This is a genomic window from Escherichia coli (genome assembly GCF_036503815.1).
Classification (GTDB): Bacteria; Pseudomonadota; Gammaproteobacteria; order Enterobacterales; family Enterobacteriaceae; genus Escherichia; species Escherichia coli_F.
This window is the reverse complement of the sequence record NZ_AP027764.1, coordinates 4,468,855-4,484,782: the sequence shown is the minus strand read 5'-3', so window position 1 is coordinate 4,484,782 and position 15,928 is coordinate 4,468,855. Positions and strand designations below refer to the sequence as shown.

The 15,928-nt window shown below is 50.6% G+C and carries 18 protein-coding genes; 9 read left to right on the top strand and 9 right to left on the bottom strand.

Annotated elements, in window-relative coordinates:
- Positions 1-2 precede the first annotated feature (2 nt).
- Positions 3-1,259 carry an L-methionine/branched-chain amino acid transporter gene (yjeH, locus tag AABJ99_RS21505; RefSeq protein ID WP_039021646.1) on the bottom strand — a complete coding sequence of 419 codons (1,257 nt, stop codon included), beginning with the start codon at positions 1,257-1,259 and terminating at the stop codon, positions 3-5.
- A gap of 275 nt (positions 1,260-1,534) precedes the next feature.
- Here yjeH and groS point away from each other — a divergent pair, with 275 nt between their 5' ends.
- The 3 genes from groS (at position 1,535) to yjeI (ending at position 4,009) form a co-directional block, all read left to right on the top strand.
- Positions 1,535-1,828, top strand: coding sequence for a co-chaperone GroES (gene groS, locus AABJ99_RS21500; RefSeq protein ID WP_001026276.1), 294 nt, complete (start codon positions 1,535-1,537; stop codon positions 1,826-1,828).
- A 43-nt stretch (positions 1,829-1,871) separates the two neighbouring features.
- The gene (gene groL, locus AABJ99_RS21495) at positions 1,872-3,518 is read left to right on the top strand and encodes a chaperonin GroEL (RefSeq protein WP_000729117.1); all 1,647 of its coding nucleotides are present in this window, start codon (positions 1,872-1,874) and stop codon (positions 3,516-3,518) included.
- 137 nt (positions 3,519-3,655) lie between these two features.
- Entirely contained in the window at positions 3,656-4,009 is a 354-nt protein-coding gene (gene yjeI / locus AABJ99_RS21490; RefSeq protein WP_000558209.1) for a DUF4156 domain-containing protein, read from the top strand.
- Positions 4,010-4,058: 49 nt separating this feature from the next.
- Here the strand turns inward: yjeI and yjeJ are convergent, their stop codons facing one another.
- Together yjeJ and epmB are read right to left on the bottom strand one after the other, a co-directional pair.
- Positions 4,059-4,928, bottom strand: a complete 870-nt coding sequence (gene yjeJ / locus AABJ99_RS21485; protein ID WP_039021647.1) for a YjeJ family protein — start codon at positions 4,926-4,928, stop codon at positions 4,059-4,061.
- A gap of 234 nt (positions 4,929-5,162) precedes the next feature.
- Positions 5,163-6,191, bottom strand: coding sequence for an EF-P beta-lysylation protein EpmB (epmB, locus tag AABJ99_RS21480; RefSeq protein WP_000940518.1), 1,029 nt, complete (start codon positions 6,189-6,191; stop codon positions 5,163-5,165).
- Between the two features lie 41 nt (positions 6,192-6,232).
- On the opposite strand from epmB, the gene efp reads away from it, so the two are divergent.
- The 4 genes from efp (at position 6,233) to sugE (ending at position 7,725) form a co-directional block, all read left to right on the top strand.
- Positions 6,233-6,799 (top strand): elongation factor P, encoded by a 567-nt coding sequence (gene efp / locus AABJ99_RS21475; RefSeq protein WP_000257278.1) that lies wholly within the window; start codon positions 6,233-6,235, stop codon positions 6,797-6,799.
- Positions 6,800-6,850: 51 nt separating this feature from the next.
- Entirely contained in the window at positions 6,851-6,976 is a 126-nt protein-coding gene (ecnA, locus tag AABJ99_RS21470) for a lipoprotein antitoxin entericidin A (RefSeq protein ID WP_000977757.1), read from the top strand.
- Between the two features lie 110 nt (positions 6,977-7,086).
- Positions 7,087-7,233 carry a lipoprotein toxin entericidin B gene (ecnB, locus tag AABJ99_RS21465; RefSeq protein ID WP_000239596.1) on the top strand — a complete coding sequence of 49 codons (147 nt, stop codon included), beginning with the start codon at positions 7,087-7,089 and terminating at the stop codon, positions 7,231-7,233.
- Positions 7,234-7,407: 174 nt separating this feature from the next.
- Positions 7,408-7,725, top strand: coding sequence for a quaternary ammonium compound efflux SMR transporter SugE (gene sugE, locus AABJ99_RS21460; protein ID WP_039021648.1), 318 nt, complete (start codon positions 7,408-7,410; stop codon positions 7,723-7,725).
- Here sugE and blc read toward each other — a convergent pair.
- The 6 genes from blc to frdA all read right to left on the bottom strand — a co-directional run bounded on the left by blc (position 7,722) and on the right by frdA (position 12,851).
- On the bottom strand, positions 7,722-8,255 hold the full coding sequence (blc, locus tag AABJ99_RS21455; protein ID WP_001238369.1) for a lipocalin Blc: 534 nt from the start codon (positions 8,253-8,255) through the stop codon (positions 7,722-7,724). The genes sugE and blc overlap by 4 nt on opposite strands.
- An 88-nt stretch (positions 8,256-8,343) precedes the next feature.
- Positions 8,344-9,477 (bottom strand): BlaEC family class C beta-lactamase, encoded by a 1,134-nt coding sequence (gene ampC / locus AABJ99_RS21450; RefSeq protein WP_039021649.1) that lies wholly within the window; start codon positions 9,475-9,477, stop codon positions 8,344-8,346.
- 62 nt (positions 9,478-9,539) lie between these two features.
- Positions 9,540-9,899 carry a fumarate reductase subunit FrdD gene (gene frdD / locus AABJ99_RS21445; RefSeq protein WP_000609663.1) on the bottom strand — a complete coding sequence of 120 codons (360 nt, stop codon included), beginning with the start codon at positions 9,897-9,899 and terminating at the stop codon, positions 9,540-9,542.
- Between the two features lie 10 nt (positions 9,900-9,909).
- Complete coding sequence (frdC, locus tag AABJ99_RS21440; RefSeq protein ID WP_000208757.1) at positions 9,910-10,305, bottom strand: fumarate reductase subunit FrdC; 396 nt, start codon at positions 10,303-10,305, stop codon at positions 9,910-9,912.
- Positions 10,306-10,315: 10 nt separating this feature from the next.
- On the bottom strand, positions 10,316-11,050 hold the full coding sequence (frdB, locus tag AABJ99_RS21435; protein ID WP_000829498.1) for a fumarate reductase iron-sulfur protein: 735 nt from the start codon (positions 11,048-11,050) through the stop codon (positions 10,316-10,318).
- Complete coding sequence (gene frdA, locus AABJ99_RS21430) at positions 11,043-12,851, bottom strand: fumarate reductase (quinol) flavoprotein subunit (RefSeq protein ID WP_001192973.1); 1,809 nt, start codon at positions 12,849-12,851, stop codon at positions 11,043-11,045. The genes frdB and frdA overlap by 8 nt, the downstream gene beginning before the upstream one ends.
- Before the next feature lie 324 nt (positions 12,852-13,175).
- On the opposite strand from frdA, the gene epmA reads away from it, so the two are divergent.
- Together epmA and yjeM are read left to right on the top strand one after the other, a co-directional pair.
- Positions 13,176-14,153 carry an elongation factor P--(R)-beta-lysine ligase gene (gene epmA, locus AABJ99_RS21425; protein WP_000004771.1) on the top strand — a complete coding sequence of 326 codons (978 nt, stop codon included), beginning with the start codon at positions 13,176-13,178 and terminating at the stop codon, positions 14,151-14,153.
- Positions 14,154-14,371: 218 nt separating this feature from the next.
- Positions 14,372-15,874: a glutamate/gamma-aminobutyrate family transporter YjeM gene (gene yjeM / locus AABJ99_RS21420; protein WP_039021163.1), complete on the top strand. Its 1,503-nt coding sequence runs from the start codon at positions 14,372-14,374 to the stop codon at positions 15,872-15,874.
- The last annotated feature ends 54 nt before the right edge of the window (positions 15,875-15,928 follow it).

The following is a 15,928-nucleotide window of genomic DNA, read 5'->3' as shown; positions in this document are numbered from 1 at the left end:
GATTATGTGGTTATGCCATTTTCCGGCGTTTTTCGTTTTGGCAGAAACAGCCATAACCCCGCCAGCATGATCAGCGCATAGAGACTTTTCCAGCCGAACATTGCCAGTAACAGAACGCATAACAGCCCGCCAACCACCGCCAGTAGTCGATAACGTCCTTGCAATAATTTACAACCTGCCAGCATGCATAACAGATAAATCATAATAAAGATGCCATTGGCATAGATGATAAGTGCGTCCAGATTGATCTCTAAAGCATGAATCACCAACGTGCTCACCACGCAGCAGCCGAGCACCGCATTGAGGGCATTATTCGGGATATGACGAGAAGAGAGGCGTGCCAGGTAGTGGTCAGGATTATGTTGCGCCTGCGACCAGACCAGGCGGGCGAAGCTCTGTATATAAATGTTGAGACTGGCAAAGCAGGCCAGATAGCCAATCACGCAGGCAATCCATAACGCCCCTACACCGAACAGCTGCACCACAATTTTTGGAAGCGATGCTGCCGCTGCCATTTTTTCACCGTAGGCGTCGAAGTGTAAGACGACTACCGTACAGCCCCAGTAGACTAATCCTGCCAGCAGCAGACCAATCATCAACGCGCGAGGAAAATCACGCTCTGGATTTTTAAATTCCGAGGCAAGATGGGCAAATGCTTCCAGACCGACAAAGCACCATAACATCACTGATAACGCAGCAAATAACCCGGTAAGTTCGATATTACCAGGTGCAGGGAAGGGGATATTCGCAGGTTTGATATCGCCCGCCCACCAGATAGCGACAATCAGCGCGACGATAAGTCCGGCAATAACTGTTTGTAGATTAGCACTGGAACTGGCACCGCGAGTACCGATATACCACACCAGCGCCAGCGTACCGAGTTCTGCCAACAACAGTTGCCAGCTATGCCAGCCAAACATTGCCTGGCCGAACCCGGCGGCAATTTGTAGCGCGGCAGGCAAACCCACGGGAATGACCGATAAAAATAACCAGCCGGTGACTCGCTCAAGCCGCGAACCAAACGCCATACCGACGAAGTGTGCGACGCCGCCTGCACTGGGATAGTGGCGACCCAGAATCGCAAACACAATCGCAATCGGGAACACTAAGATAATCAAAACGGGCCACGCCCACAGGCTGGTATTGCCTGCTACCAGTGCAGCTAACGCAGGAACGGCAAACACGCCAGTGCCTAATAATGACGTCGATAGCAGGCCGATGCCCTGGGCCAGCCCCAGTTCTTGTTTGAGTCCACTCATGGGTTGATGTCCGATTGCGCCCAAATCTTGGGCAACTGCGTAGATTTTCGATGGTAGCACAATCAGATTCGCTTATGACGGCGATGAATAAATTGCGATGAAATGTGAGGTGAATCAGTGTTTTCACCCGATTTTGTGCTGATCAGAATTTTTTTTCATTTTCCCCCTTGAAGGGGCGAAGCCTCACCCCCATTTCTCTGGTCACCAGCCGGGAAACCACTTAAGGTCCGGCGTCACCCATAACAGATACGGACTTTCTCAAAGGAGAGTTATCAATGAATATTCGTCCATTGCATGATCGCGTGATCGTCAAGCGTAAAGAAGTTGAAACTAAATCTGCTGGCGGCATCGTTCTGACCGGCTCTGCAGCGGCTAAATCTACCCGTGGCGAAGTGCTGGCTGTCGGCAATGGCCGTATCCTTGAAAATGGCGAAGTGAAGCCGCTGGACGTGAAAGTTGGCGACATCGTTATTTTCAACGATGGCTACGGTGTGAAATCTGAGAAGATCGACAATGAAGAAGTGTTGATCATGTCCGAAAGCGACATTCTGGCAATTGTTGAAGCGTAATCCGCGCACGACACTGAACATACGAATTTAAGGAATAAAGATAATGGCAGCTAAAGACGTAAAATTCGGTAACGACGCTCGTGTGAAAATGCTGCGCGGCGTAAACGTACTGGCAGATGCAGTGAAAGTTACCCTCGGCCCAAAAGGTCGTAACGTAGTTCTGGATAAATCTTTCGGTGCACCGACCATCACCAAAGATGGTGTTTCCGTTGCTCGTGAAATCGAACTGGAAGACAAGTTCGAAAACATGGGTGCGCAGATGGTGAAAGAAGTTGCCTCTAAAGCGAACGACGCTGCAGGCGACGGTACCACCACCGCAACCGTACTGGCTCAGGCTATCATCACTGAAGGTCTGAAAGCTGTTGCTGCGGGCATGAACCCGATGGACCTGAAACGTGGTATCGACAAAGCCGTTACCGCTGCAGTTGAAGAACTGAAAGCGCTGTCCGTACCGTGCTCCGACTCTAAAGCGATTGCTCAGGTTGGTACTATCTCCGCTAACTCCGACGAAACCGTAGGTAAACTGATCGCTGAAGCGATGGACAAAGTCGGTAAAGAAGGCGTTATCACCGTTGAAGACGGTACCGGTCTGCAGGATGAACTGGACGTGGTTGAAGGTATGCAGTTCGACCGTGGCTACCTGTCTCCTTACTTCATCAACAAGCCGGAAACTGGCGCAGTAGAACTGGAAAGCCCGTTCATCCTGCTGGCTGACAAGAAAATCTCCAACATCCGCGAAATGCTGCCGGTTCTGGAAGCCGTTGCAAAAGCAGGCAAACCGCTGCTGATCATCGCTGAAGATGTAGAAGGCGAAGCGCTGGCAACTCTGGTTGTTAACACCATGCGTGGCATCGTGAAAGTTGCTGCGGTTAAAGCTCCGGGCTTCGGCGATCGTCGTAAAGCTATGCTGCAGGATATCGCAACCCTGACTGGCGGTACCGTGATCTCTGAAGAGATCGGTATGGAGCTGGAAAAAGCAACCCTGGAAGACCTGGGTCAGGCTAAACGTGTTGTGATCAACAAAGACACCACCACTATCATCGATGGCGTGGGTGAAGAAGCTGCAATCCAGGGCCGTGTTGCTCAGATCCGTCAGCAGATTGAAGAAGCAACTTCTGACTACGACCGTGAAAAACTGCAGGAGCGCGTAGCGAAACTGGCTGGCGGCGTTGCAGTTATCAAAGTTGGTGCTGCTACCGAAGTTGAAATGAAAGAGAAAAAAGCACGCGTTGAAGACGCCCTGCACGCGACCCGTGCTGCGGTAGAAGAAGGCGTGGTTGCTGGTGGTGGTGTTGCGCTGATCCGCGTAGCGTCTAAACTGGCAGACCTGCGTGGTCAGAACGAAGACCAGAACGTAGGTATCAAAGTTGCACTGCGTGCAATGGAAGCTCCGCTGCGTCAGATCGTCCTGAACTGCGGCGAAGAACCGTCTGTTGTTGCTAACACCGTTAAAGGCGGCGACGGCAACTACGGTTACAACGCAGCAACCGAAGAATACGGCAACATGATCGACATGGGTATCCTGGACCCAACCAAAGTAACCCGCTCTGCTCTGCAGTACGCGGCTTCTGTGGCTGGCCTGATGATCACCACCGAGTGCATGGTTACCGACCTGCCGAAAAACGATGCAGCTGACTTAGGCGCTGCTGGCGGTATGGGCGGCATGGGTGGCATGGGCGGCATGATGTAATTGCCCTGCAACTCGCAGAAATAAACAAACCCCCGGGCAGAAATGTCTGGGGGTTTTTCTTTTAGTCATCTTTCTAGTATAAGATTCAGACACGGACGACGCGAGTGGCGTCCAGCTCATTGATTATGGGGAATAACATGCACGTAAAATACTTAGCAGGGATTGTCGGTGCCGCGCTACTGATGGCGGGTTGTAGCTCCAGCAACGAATTGAGTGCTGCCGGTCAGAGTGTACGCATTGTGGACGAGCAGCCAGGCGCAGAGTGCCAGCTGATTGGTACTGCGACAGGTAAGCAAAGTAACTGGCTTTCCGGGCAACACGGTGAAGAGGGCGGTTCTATGCGCGGCGCAGCAAACGATCTGCGCAACCAGGCGGCAGCAATGGGCGGTAACGTGATTTATGGTATCAGCAGCCCGTCGCAGGGGATGTTGTCCAGTTTTGTCCCGACGGATAGCCAGATTATCGGCCAGGTATATAAGTGCCCGAATTGATGTGATTCAGAGGCTGGATGACTCCAGCCTCGCATTAGCAAAGATGAGATTATTTCGCTTGTGGTGCACTTTTGCTGATGGACTGAACACGTAAGTGATGCAGCGCGCGTAAGCATTGATCCTGGGTTAGCGGTTGGGTGTTATTTGCCGCTACGGTGCGAACATAGACCTGACATGGCACACCCGCGAGTTTTTTCAATCTAGGGCTGAAATCAAGCATCCGGCGAGTGATAGCCTCCACTTCTTTACCCGGTGTTGCTTCACGCGTTTTCACTACTGCGCCGCTAAATTGCTCTTTGCCACTTTCATCTTTAAAGCGATAAAGTACCGCCAGATAATGACTAAACAGATTATGTTTCCATTCTGGTTGGGAATAGGTGTCATATTCCAGATTGCCATTGTCCTGGCAGTCAACGTCGTATAACGGCAGGAAATCTAAGAGTGATGTAATACGTAATGCCAGTTCGCGCATTTCCGCATTATTAATTGCATGAATGATTGCTCGCGCCAGCATTTCAATCTGCAACTCATTGACGACTAACTCACATTTGCTACCGTCATGTAGCGTTAATACGAAGATAAGATTTTCACCCTGATTATCGGTAAGTTCCAGCGTGTTAACTCGACGATTAATATCGGCATTTTTAAGCTCATCAACCAGAATTTCTGGGATATTTTCTGCCATTTTCTTAATGACTTTATCGCGAGCTTGCTCATACTGAAGGCGTGCTGCAGCATCCAGTTTATGCTTTTGATGCAGACGGCTTTCCAGCGCAATCAGCAGGTCTCGCAGTTCCATGACAGACATAAAGAACAACGATTCTTTATTGCGAGGCTCTTTAATTTTCAGCGCCAGTGCAATGAAATTATTACTCTTGCGAATAACACCGGTATTAACTCCCTTGATGCTTATGGCCATGTAGGTTCTCCCTAACCATTTCTCAATTAAATAATTAATTTTAATTTATAAGCCAGATAAATGGGCTTGGTAGTAATAGTTGTTAAAATAACATAAATAGCCGTGCTCACTCTATATAAACAGAAAAGAAAGGTTAATTATTGGTGTTGGTTATATAAAAAGTAATAACAGCAATGTATATGAATAATTAAAGGTTATGCAACGTGCAAAGATTAAACTTCCCTGTTTAATCAGTTACTGCTGGCGTAGCTGGAGATCCAGTGGCGTTTTACTGGGTTCGCCGCCAATCTCGCGCGCCAGTTTCGGCACCATATATCCAGATACCAGCGTCAGCAACTCACGCATAATCTGCCGTGCTTCGTCATCACTCACCATAAAATGCGCCGCGCCCTGTACTTTATCGAGCACATGCAGGTAATACGGCATCACGCCCGCATCGAACAACGCATTACTCAGGTTTGCCAGCGTTTGTGCGTTATCATTCACACCACGTAACAGAACGCTCTGGTTCAGCAAAGTAACGCCTACCCGGCGCAACTTAGCCATCGCCTGGCGGAATGTTTCATCTACCTCATTGGCATGGTTGATGTGATTCACCAGCAAGATTTGCAGCGTAGAATGTGAAAAGCGTTCAACCAGCGCATCTGTGATGCGTGCCGGGATAACAATCGGCAGACGGCTGTGAATCCGCAGACGTTTGATATGCGGGATGGCTTCCAGTTGTGTAAGCAACCAGTCCAGCTCGTGATCTTTCGCCATCAGCGGATCGCCGCCGGAGAAAATCATCTCGTCCAGTTCCGGATGCGCAGCAACATACTCAAGTGCAGTCTGCCAGTTACGCTTGTTGCCCTGATTTTCGGCATACGGGAAATGGCGACGAAAGCAATAGCGGCAATTTACCGCGCAGCCGCCTTTGACCAGCAAAAGCGCCCGGTTGTGGTATTTATGCAACAAACCTGGCACTACGCTGTGCTGTTCTTCCAGCGGGTCGGTGGAGAATCCGGGCGCGACGACAAACTCATCTTGCGAGGTAAGTACCTGACGCAAAAGTGGATCGTCCGGATTGCCTTTCTCCATGCGATCGATAAATGAGCGGGGCACACGCAGGGCAAACAGCTTTTTGGCGCTGCGTCCGGCCAACAGTTTTTCGTCCGCGTCTATATTCAAAAGACGCAGAAGTTCATCAGGATCGGTCACAACATCGGCAAGTTGCGTTAACCAATCTTCTCTGGATGGGGTATTTAGGGTTACAATATGCGCCATTTTGTGGCTTAGCTACCAATTAACAAATTTCAGAGGGCCTTATGGCAACGTACTATAGCAACGATTTTCGTGCTGGTCTTAAAATCATGTTAGACGGCGAACCTTACGCGGTTGAAGCGAGTGAATTCGTAAAACCGGGTAAAGGCCAGGCATTTGCTCGCGTTAAACTGCGTCGTCTGCTGACCGGTACTCGCGTAGAAAAAACCTTCAAATCTACTGATTCCGCTGAAGGCGCTGATGTTGTCGATATGAACCTGACTTACCTGTACAACGACGGTGAGTTCTGGCACTTCATGAACAACGAAACTTTCGAGCAACTGTCTGCTGATGCAAAAGCAATTGGCGACAACGCTAAATGGTTGCTGGATCAGGCAGAGTGTATCGTAACTCTGTGGAATGGTCAGCCGATCTCCGTTACTCCGCCGAACTTTGTTGAACTGGAAATCGTTGATACCGATCCAGGCCTGAAAGGGGATACCGCAGGTACTGGCGGCAAACCGGCTACCCTGTCTACTGGCGCAGTGGTTAAAGTTCCGCTGTTCGTACAGATCGGAGAAGTCATCAAAGTGGATACCCGCTCTGGTGAATACGTCTCTCGCGTGAAGTAATGCGGTTTTGGTGCGGCCTGTTGGCTGCACCATCACTTATTCTGGTCAGAGATGATGAAACGCCTTATCGTTCTTGTTTTGCTTGCCAGCACGCTGCTCACGGGCTGTAACACCGCTCGCGGTTTCGGCGAAGATATCAAACATCTCGGCAACTCAATCTCCCGCGCTGCCAGCTAGTTTTTCTTCTCTTCCGAAAAATCATCAGATTTCCGTCATTTTTGGCGATGTTGTCTATTATTAATTTGCTATAGGCAAACATAAATAACATTACCTAAAAGGAAGACGTTATGGTGAAGAAGACAATTGCAGCGATCTTTTCTGTTCTGGTGCTTTCAACAGTATTAACTGCTTGCAACACCACGCGTGGCGTTGGTGAAGACATTTCTGATGGCGGTAACGCGATTTCTGGCGCAGCAACGAAAGCGCAGCAGTAAGCAATAACGGTACGACAGTTATGTCGTGCCGTTTGTTTTTTTGCGATAGTCACAAAGGTAATAGTTGAAATTCCCCTGCCACCTGGCAAAATATCCGTTCAACCATCAGCTTTGCAGGACGACCTGCAAACGCCTCTTTTCACCGGGGACGGCCCCAATTCTCCGGAGCCTGATATGTCCTGGATTATCTTAGTTATTGCTGGTCTGCTGGAAGTGGTATGGGCCGTTGGCCTGAAATATACCCACGGCTTTAGTCGTTTGACGCCTAGTGTTATTACCGTGACGGCGATGATTGTCAGTATGGCGTTACTTGCCTGGGCAATGAAATCGTTACCGGTGGGGACGGCTTATGCTGTGTGGACGGGGATTGGCGCAGTCGGCGCGGCTATCATCGGCATTGTGCTGCTCGGTGAGTCCGCTAACCCGATGCGCCTGGCGAGCCTGGCGTTAATCGTATTGGGGATTATTGGTCTGAAACTCAGCACTCACTAACTACCGGGCTGCTGTACCCAAATAAACTTACTGACATCAAACCCTTCCCGGGTCGCGACTGCCAGCATCTCCTGTTTCACTTCGTCAGAAATGGTTGGCGTGCGGGAGAGTATCCACAGGTAGTCGCGATCCGGGCCGCAAACCAGCGCATGGCGGTATTCCCGATCAAGTGCAATGACGTTATAACCGCCATAGAAAGGGCCAAAGAATGACACTTTCAGCGCAGCGCGAGTTGGTGCGCCGGTAAAGTACGCTTTCCCTTCACTCTGCTGCCACATTTCTCTGTCAGGATTATAGCCTTTATTAATGACATTCAGGCCGCCATCATCCCGCAGACTGTATGTTGCGGTGACTTTTTCCAGTCCACGTTCAAAGCGGTGATCAAAACGGGCAATCTCATACCAGGTACCGAGATAACGTTTGGCGTCGAAATTATTCACTACTGTCACGCCACGCGGCGGCGTAGGAGAACTGCAGGCAACGACCAGAAATGCAGCTGTCGCTGCGGCAACGAGAGGGAGCAGGCGCATAAATGTTTCCTTACTGGTTTTTTTCTAAGTGTAGATGACAGCAAGGAAAAGCGGAGAAAAGGTCCGAAAATTCGGACCCGATGAAATTTTACTGTAGAGCGTTGAGAATCTGCGAGGCGGCGGCAACTCTCGCTGGATTGGGATAGTTTTTGTTAGCCAGCATCACAATGCCCAGCTCTTTTTCTGGAATAAACGCGACATAGCTACCAAATCCACCGGTCGCCCCCGTTTTATGTACCCATGATGCGCGTACTGCAGGAGTTGGGGGCGTAATCGCTTTTACGGGGCGTGCTGCCAGTGCAATTTTATTATCACTGCCGTTTATGATGGTGTCAGGATTTACCGGCCAGTCCAGCATTTCCCAGCCCAGGCCCTGATACATATCGCCGGTTTGCCAGTAGCGAGATTGTGCCAGTTGTATCCCTTGTTGAAGTGTTTTCTCATTGATATCAAGGGGTTTTAAATTGCTTTGCACCCAGCGGGCCATATCTTCAATGGTCGACTTCACACCATAAGCTTCAGCATCTAACGCCCCTGGCGAAACATGCACTGCCTTACCTTCGCGATATCCCCAGGCGTAATGCTTTTCTTCTGCGGACGGCACATTAATCCACGTATGAGTGAGTTTGAGTGGCTGGAAAACACGAGTTTGCATCGCCTGTTCAAAGCTCAAACCGGATGGTTTCACCGCCAGTGCACCGAACAACCCAATACTGGCGTTGGCATACAGACGTTGTGTTCCTGGAGCCCATGCAGGTTGCCAGTTTTGATAGAAGCGCAGCAAGTCGCTTGAGGATTTAACATCATCCGGCACCTGTAACGGCAGGCCGCCAGCGGTGTAGGTCGCAAGATGTAATAGTGTGATCCCATTCCATTGTTTAGCGGTAAGTTCAGGCCAGTATTTTGTCGCGGGATCGCTTAACTTGATTTCCCCTCGTGCAATAGCGTCGCCACCAAGCACGCCCGTAAATGTTTTGCTGACCGAGCCTAACTCAAACAGCGTTTGCTGCGTGACGGGCTGCTTTTTATCTACGTCCGCATAGCCCCAGGTAAAGTAATAAGGTTTACCCTGATAAATTACCGCCACCGCCATACCGGGGATCTTTTGTTGCTCTATAAGCGGGGTAATTGTGCGATGCACAATATCGTTGATTTGTTGAGGGGCAGCAAATGTGGAGCAAGAGGCGGTAATTAATAAGGCGCAGAGCGTCGTTTTGAACATAGGGTCTGGTTTCCATACAAAACGGCCCGCCATAGGCGGGCCGGATTTACATTGGCGATGCGTTAGATTGTAACGACACCAATCAGTGTGACAACTGTCAGGATAGCAGCCAGACCGTAGAAAACCCATTTGCCCGCAGGTACGTGGATTTTCAGATCGTGCATCGCGTGGTGCATACGGTGTAAACCACACCACAGTGGCAGAACGATCATCAGGAACAGGAATACGCGACCAATGAAGCTTTGCGCGAACGCCAGAACGCGCTCGTAGCTCAGCGCATCACCCGGAAACAGCCCCAGCGGCAGCAGAATACCCACCAGCAGGATCATCACCGGCGCAATGATGGCGCTCCACATACCACCGGCCCCGAAGAGGCCCCAGAATACCGGTTCGTCAGAACGCTTTGGATTTGGATTAATCATCTCAGGCTCCTTACCAGTACAGGGCAACAAACAGGATTACGATGGTGGCAACCACGGTTACCGCCCAGAGACTTTTGATAATTGGCTCTGGTCCCATTTTTTCGTCTTTTACAATGATATTGGCCGCTTTCGGTGCCAGCTCAAACCAGGTTTTGGTGTGCAGCAGGGCTGCCGCCAGAGTGATCAGGTTAATGATCACGATAACCGGGTTTTGTAAAAAGTCGACGAATCCCGCCCAGGCTTCCGGGCCATTTTTCAGGGCAAACAACCCGAAAATCAGTTCAATGCTGAACCACACAGCCGGAACCGCCGTGCCTTCGCGCAGCATGTAAAAGCGATAAAACGGCAATTTTTTCCACCAGGTGGACGTCATTGGCCGTACATACGGTTTACGTTTAGTCGTCATGTTGCACTCCTTAGCGTGGTTTCAGGGTCGCGATAAGAAAGTCTTTCGAACTTTCTACTTTGCCCTGCTGAATGGCCGCAGCCGGATCGACGTGTTTCGGACAGACTTCGGAGCAGTAGCCCACGAAAGTACAGCTCCATACGCCGTTCTGGCTGTTCAACTGCGCCATACGCTCCTTCTTACCGTGGTCGCGGCTATCTTCGTTATAACGATGCGCCAGCGTAATGGCAGCCGGACCGATGAACTCGGGGTTCAGGCCAAACTGCGGGCACGCGGCATAGCACAGACCACAGTTGATGCAACCGGAGAACTGGTGATACTTCGCCATCTGCGCCGGGGTCTGGATGTTAGTACCCTGATCCGCGGTGCGGGAGTTGCCGATGATGTACGGTTTGATCGCTTCCAGACTTTCGATGAAGTGGGTCATATCGACCACCAGATCGCGTTCAATCGGGAAGTTAGCTAACGCTTCAACCTTCATACCGTCGGTGTAATCACGCAAGAAGGTTTTACATGCCAGTTTTGGCACGTTGTTAACCATCATGCCGCAGGAACCACAAATCGCCATACGGCAGGACCAGCGGTAGCTCAGGTCCGGTGCCAGGTTGTCTTTGATGTAGCCCAGCGCATCCAGTAATGAGGTAGTTGCGTCATAAGGCACTTCATAGAATGCGCTATGCGGTGCGGTATCGACTTCCGGGTTATAGCGCACCACCTCAATTTTCAGGTTTTTCATCTCAGCCATTCGCCTTCTCCTTCTTATTGGCTGCTTCCGCCTTATCGGCTGCATCCGCTTCGCCACCGTAAACGCGTTTAGCTGGCGGCAGCGTAGTAATCTTCACGTCGCTGTACTCCAGGCGAGTAGTGCCATCAGCATCGCGGAAGGCGAGGGTGTGTTTGAGGAAGTTGACGTCGTCACGCTCGGTGCAACCTTCGTCCAGACGCTGGTGCGCGCCGCGGGACTCTTTACGTGCCATTGCGGAGTGCGCCATACATTCAGCAACGTTCAGACCGTGACCCAGTTCAATGGTGTAGAGCAGGTCGGTGTTGAACACGCTGGAGGTGTCGGTGATGCGCACGCGCTTGAAGCGTTCCTGCAGCTCAGCCAGCTTGTCGATGGTTTTCTGCATCAGTTCCGGCGTACGGTAGATACCGCAACCTTCTTCCATTGCCAGGCCCATTTCGTCGCGGATCTTCGCCCAGTTTTCGCCGCCATCCTGGTTAACCAGATCTTTCAGACGTTGTTCAACGCCAGCTGCCTGCGCTTCAATTGCCGCTTCGTTGCCATTACCGGCAGTTGCTGCACGCTCTGTCGCTTGTTCACCGGCCAGACGGCCGAAGACCACCAGTTCCGCCAGGGAGTTGGAGCCCAGACGGTTTGCACCGTGCAGACCAACAGAGGAACATTCACCCACGGCGAACAGACCTTTAATGCGGGTTTCACAGTTCTGATCGGTTTCGATACCGCCCATGGTGTAGTGCGCGGTCGGACGTACCGGAATCGGTTCTTTAACCGGATCGACGCCAACGTACGCTTTCGCCAGTTCGCAGATGAACGGCAGACGTTCGTGCAGTTTTTTCTCGCCGAGGTGACGCAGGTCGAGGTAAACCACATCGCCACGCGGTGTGGAGATGGTGTTGCCTTTACGCCATTCATGCCAGAAGGCCTGAGAAACTTTGTCGCGTGGACCCAGTTCCATATATTTGTTTTTCGGCTCGCCCAGTGGAGTTTCCGGACCCATGCCGTAATCTTGCAGATAACGGTAGCCATTTTTGTTGACCAGAATACCGCCTTCACCGCGGCAGCCTTCGGTCATCAAGATACCGGAACCTGGCAGACCGGTTGGGTGATACTGAACGAATTCCATGTCACGCAGCGGAACGCCGTGGCTTAGCGCCATACCCATACCGTCACCGGTAACGATGCCGCCGTTGGTGTTGTAACGATAAACGCGACCTGCACCGCCGGTAGCCATAACGACCGCGTTAGCACGGATCTGCACCAGCGTGCCTTCCATCATGTTCATTGCTACCAGGCCGCGAACATGACCATCATCAACCAGAATATCCAGTACGAAGTGCTCGTCAAAACGCTGGATCTGCGGGAATTGCAGAGAGGTCTGGAACAGCGTGTGCAGCATATGGAAGCCGGTTTTATCGGCGGCGAACCAGGTACGCTCGATTTTCATGCCGCCGAAGCGACGTACGTTGACGCTACCATCCGGGCGACGGCTCCATGGGCATCCCCACAGTTCCAGTTGGGTCATTTCGGTTGGGCAGTGGTGGACGAAATAATCCACGACATCCTGCTCACACAACCAGTCGCCACCCGCTACTGTATCGTGAAAGTGATATTCGAAGCTGTCATGATCCTGCGCGACAGCGGCGGAGCCCCCTTCTGCAGCAACGGTATGGCTACGCATAGGGTATACTTTTGAGATTAGTGCGATTTTTGCATTTGGATTTGCCTGCGCGGCAGCAATTGCAGCACGTAATCCCGCGCCACCGGCGCCTACAATGGCAAGATCGGCTTGAAAGGTTTGCACGACATTCCTCCAGATTGTTTTTATCCCACAGCCCCGTACTTCAGGGTAAGTGCCTGAAAGTTACGGTCTGCGAACGCTATTCCACTGCTCCTTTATAGGTACAACAGTATAGTCTGATGGATAAGTCTGAAATTTGACGAGATCGATTTTTTTAGTGCGCAAGAGGGCTAAATTATCACTGAAGATGATTAATTTAATTACTAAACCATCAGATCGTGCTTTTTTTAGTCACCGCCCACCGTTGATTGATACCTGCGTAAAATTTGTCTCGCCGCCGCGTTGCGAGTAGACTTCGTGCCCTTGTCAAAAAATGGAGATTTAACTATGAGCGAAACGGCATCCTGGCAGCCGAGCGCATCCATTCCTAACTTATTAAAACGCGCGGCGATTATGGCGGAGATCCGTCGTTTCTTTGCCGATCGTGGAGTGCTGGAGGTGGAGACGCCTTGTATGAGCCAGGCGACGGTAACCGATATTCATTTGGTCCCGTTTGAGACGCGTTTCGTTGGCCCCGGGCATTCGCAGGGGATGAATCTCTGGTTAATGACCAGCCCGGAATACCATATGAAACGCCTGCTGGTTGCCGGTTGTGGGCCGGTTTTCCAGCTGTGTCGCAGCTTCCGTAATGAAGAGATGGGGCGTTATCACAACCCTGAATTCACTATGCTTGAGTGGTATCGACCGCACTATGATATGTACCGGTTGATGAACGAGGTGGACGATCTCTTGCAACAGGTGCTGGACTGCCCGGCAGCAGAAAGTCTTTCTTATCAACAAGCTTTCTTGCGTTATCTGGAAATTGACCCACTCTCTGCCGACAAAACGCAACTGCGGGAAGTGGCAGCGAAACTGGATTTGAGCAACGTTGCCGATACCGAAGAAGACCGCGACACGCTGCTACAACTGCTGTTTACCTTTGGCGTAGAGCCAAATATTGGCAAAGAAAAACCGACCTTTGTGTACCACTTTCCGGCCAGCCAGGCATCACTGGCGCAAATCAGTACCGAAGATCATCGGGTCGCTGAACGCTTTGAGGTTTATTATAAAGGTATTGAGCTGGCGAATGGTTTCCATGAATTGACGGATGCCCGTGAGCAGCAACAACGTTTTGAACAAGATAACCGTAAGCGCGCGGCGCGCGGTTTGCCGCAGCACCCCATTGACCAGAATCTTATTGAAGCCTTGAAAGTCGGTATGCCTGACTGTTCCGGCGTGGCATTAGGCGTTGATCGTCTGGTGATGTTGGCGCTGGGCGCGGAGACACTGGCTGAAGTCATCGCCTTTAGCGTTGACCGGGCATAATTCTGAAAAATTACTGAATTAACCGCGAAGAATGGCGTGATGAGCGCCATTCTGTAGCATATGTTTTCATTTTTCCGCTAAAGGCCACAATTTAAGACTGGATATTTGATATCATCCAGGTATCAATTCTGTATTGGTTTTTACGCTGCCCGCTCAATGTTGGGCGGTGCAGTTCAGTGGGCGCGTTTTATACACGCGCTGAAATGAAGGATGGTTTCATGCCTCACACGATAAAAAAGATGAGTCTGATAGGACTCATATTGATGATCTTTACTTCCGTATTTGGATTTGCCAATAGCCCATCGGCTTATTACTTAATGGGTTATAGTGCGATTCCCTTTTATATATTTTCTGCATTGTTATTCTTTATTCCATTCGCCTTAATGATGGCTGAAATGGGCGCTGCGTATCGCAAAGAAGAAGGCGGTATCTATTCCTGGATGAATAATAGTGTCGGACCACGTTTTGCCTTCATTGGTACGTTTATGTGGTTTTCCTCTTATATCATCTGGATGGTGAGCACCTCCGCGAAAGTTTGGGTACCGTTCTCAACATTTCTCTACGGTAGCGACATGACCCAGCACTGGCGTATTGCCGGACTGGAACCTACGCAGGTGGTTGGTCTGCTGGCAGTGGCATGGATGATTCTGGTCACCGTCGTTGCTTCAAAAGGGATTAATAAAATTGCCCGCATTACTGCGGTGGGCGGTATTGCAGTAATGTGCCTGAATTTAGTATTACTGTTAGTAAGCATTACTATTTTGTTATTAAATGGTGGGCATTTCGCGCAGGATATTAATTTCCTTGCATCACCGAACCCAGGTTATCAGTCCGGTCTGGCAATGCTATCGTTTGTGGTATTTGCTATTTTTGCCTATGGCGGAATTGAAGCGGTGGGTGGTCTGGTCGATAAAACGGAAAATCCAGAAAAGAACTTTGCCAAAGGTATTGTTTTTGCCGCTATTGTTATTTCAATCGGTTATTCGCTGGCAATATTTTTATGGGGCGTCAGCACAAACTGGCAGCAGGTATTAAGTAATGGTTCCGTTAACCTCGGCAATATTACCTATGTGCTGATGAAGAGCCTCGGAATGACGCTGGGTAACGCACTGCATTTGTCACCTGAAGCGTCATTGTCGCTGGGTGTGTGGTTTGCGCGTATTACCGGACTGTCGATGTTCCTCGCCTATACCGGTGCGTTCTTTACGCTTTGCTATTCACCGCTGAAAGCCATCATCCAGGGGACGCCGAAAGCATTGTGGCCGGAACCGATGACTCGCCTGAATACGATGGGTATGCCTTCTATCGCAATGTGGATGCAGTGCGGGCTGGTTACTGTCTTCATCCTGCTGGTTTCGTTTGGTGGCGGTACCGCATCGGCGTTCTTTAACAAACTGACGCTGATGGCGAACGTGTCTATGACGCTTCCTTACCTGTTCCTCGCGCTGGCTTTCCCGTTCTTTAAAGCACGTCAGGATCTCGACAGACCGTTTGTGATTTTCAAAACACATATGTCGGCAATGATTGCGACAGTGGTTGTCGTACTGGTGGTGACATTTGCGAACGTGTTCACCATCATTCAACCTGTGGTTGAAGCCGGAGACTGGGACAGCACATTGTGGATGATTGGCGGCCCTGTCTTCTTCTCGCTGTTAGCGATGGCGATTTACCAGAACTATTGCAGTCGCAAGGCGAACAAACCTGAGTTAGCTCTCGACTGATCCTATGGAATCCTGCAACTCATCGTCTCTCCGGCGATGAGTTGTCTGGTAAGG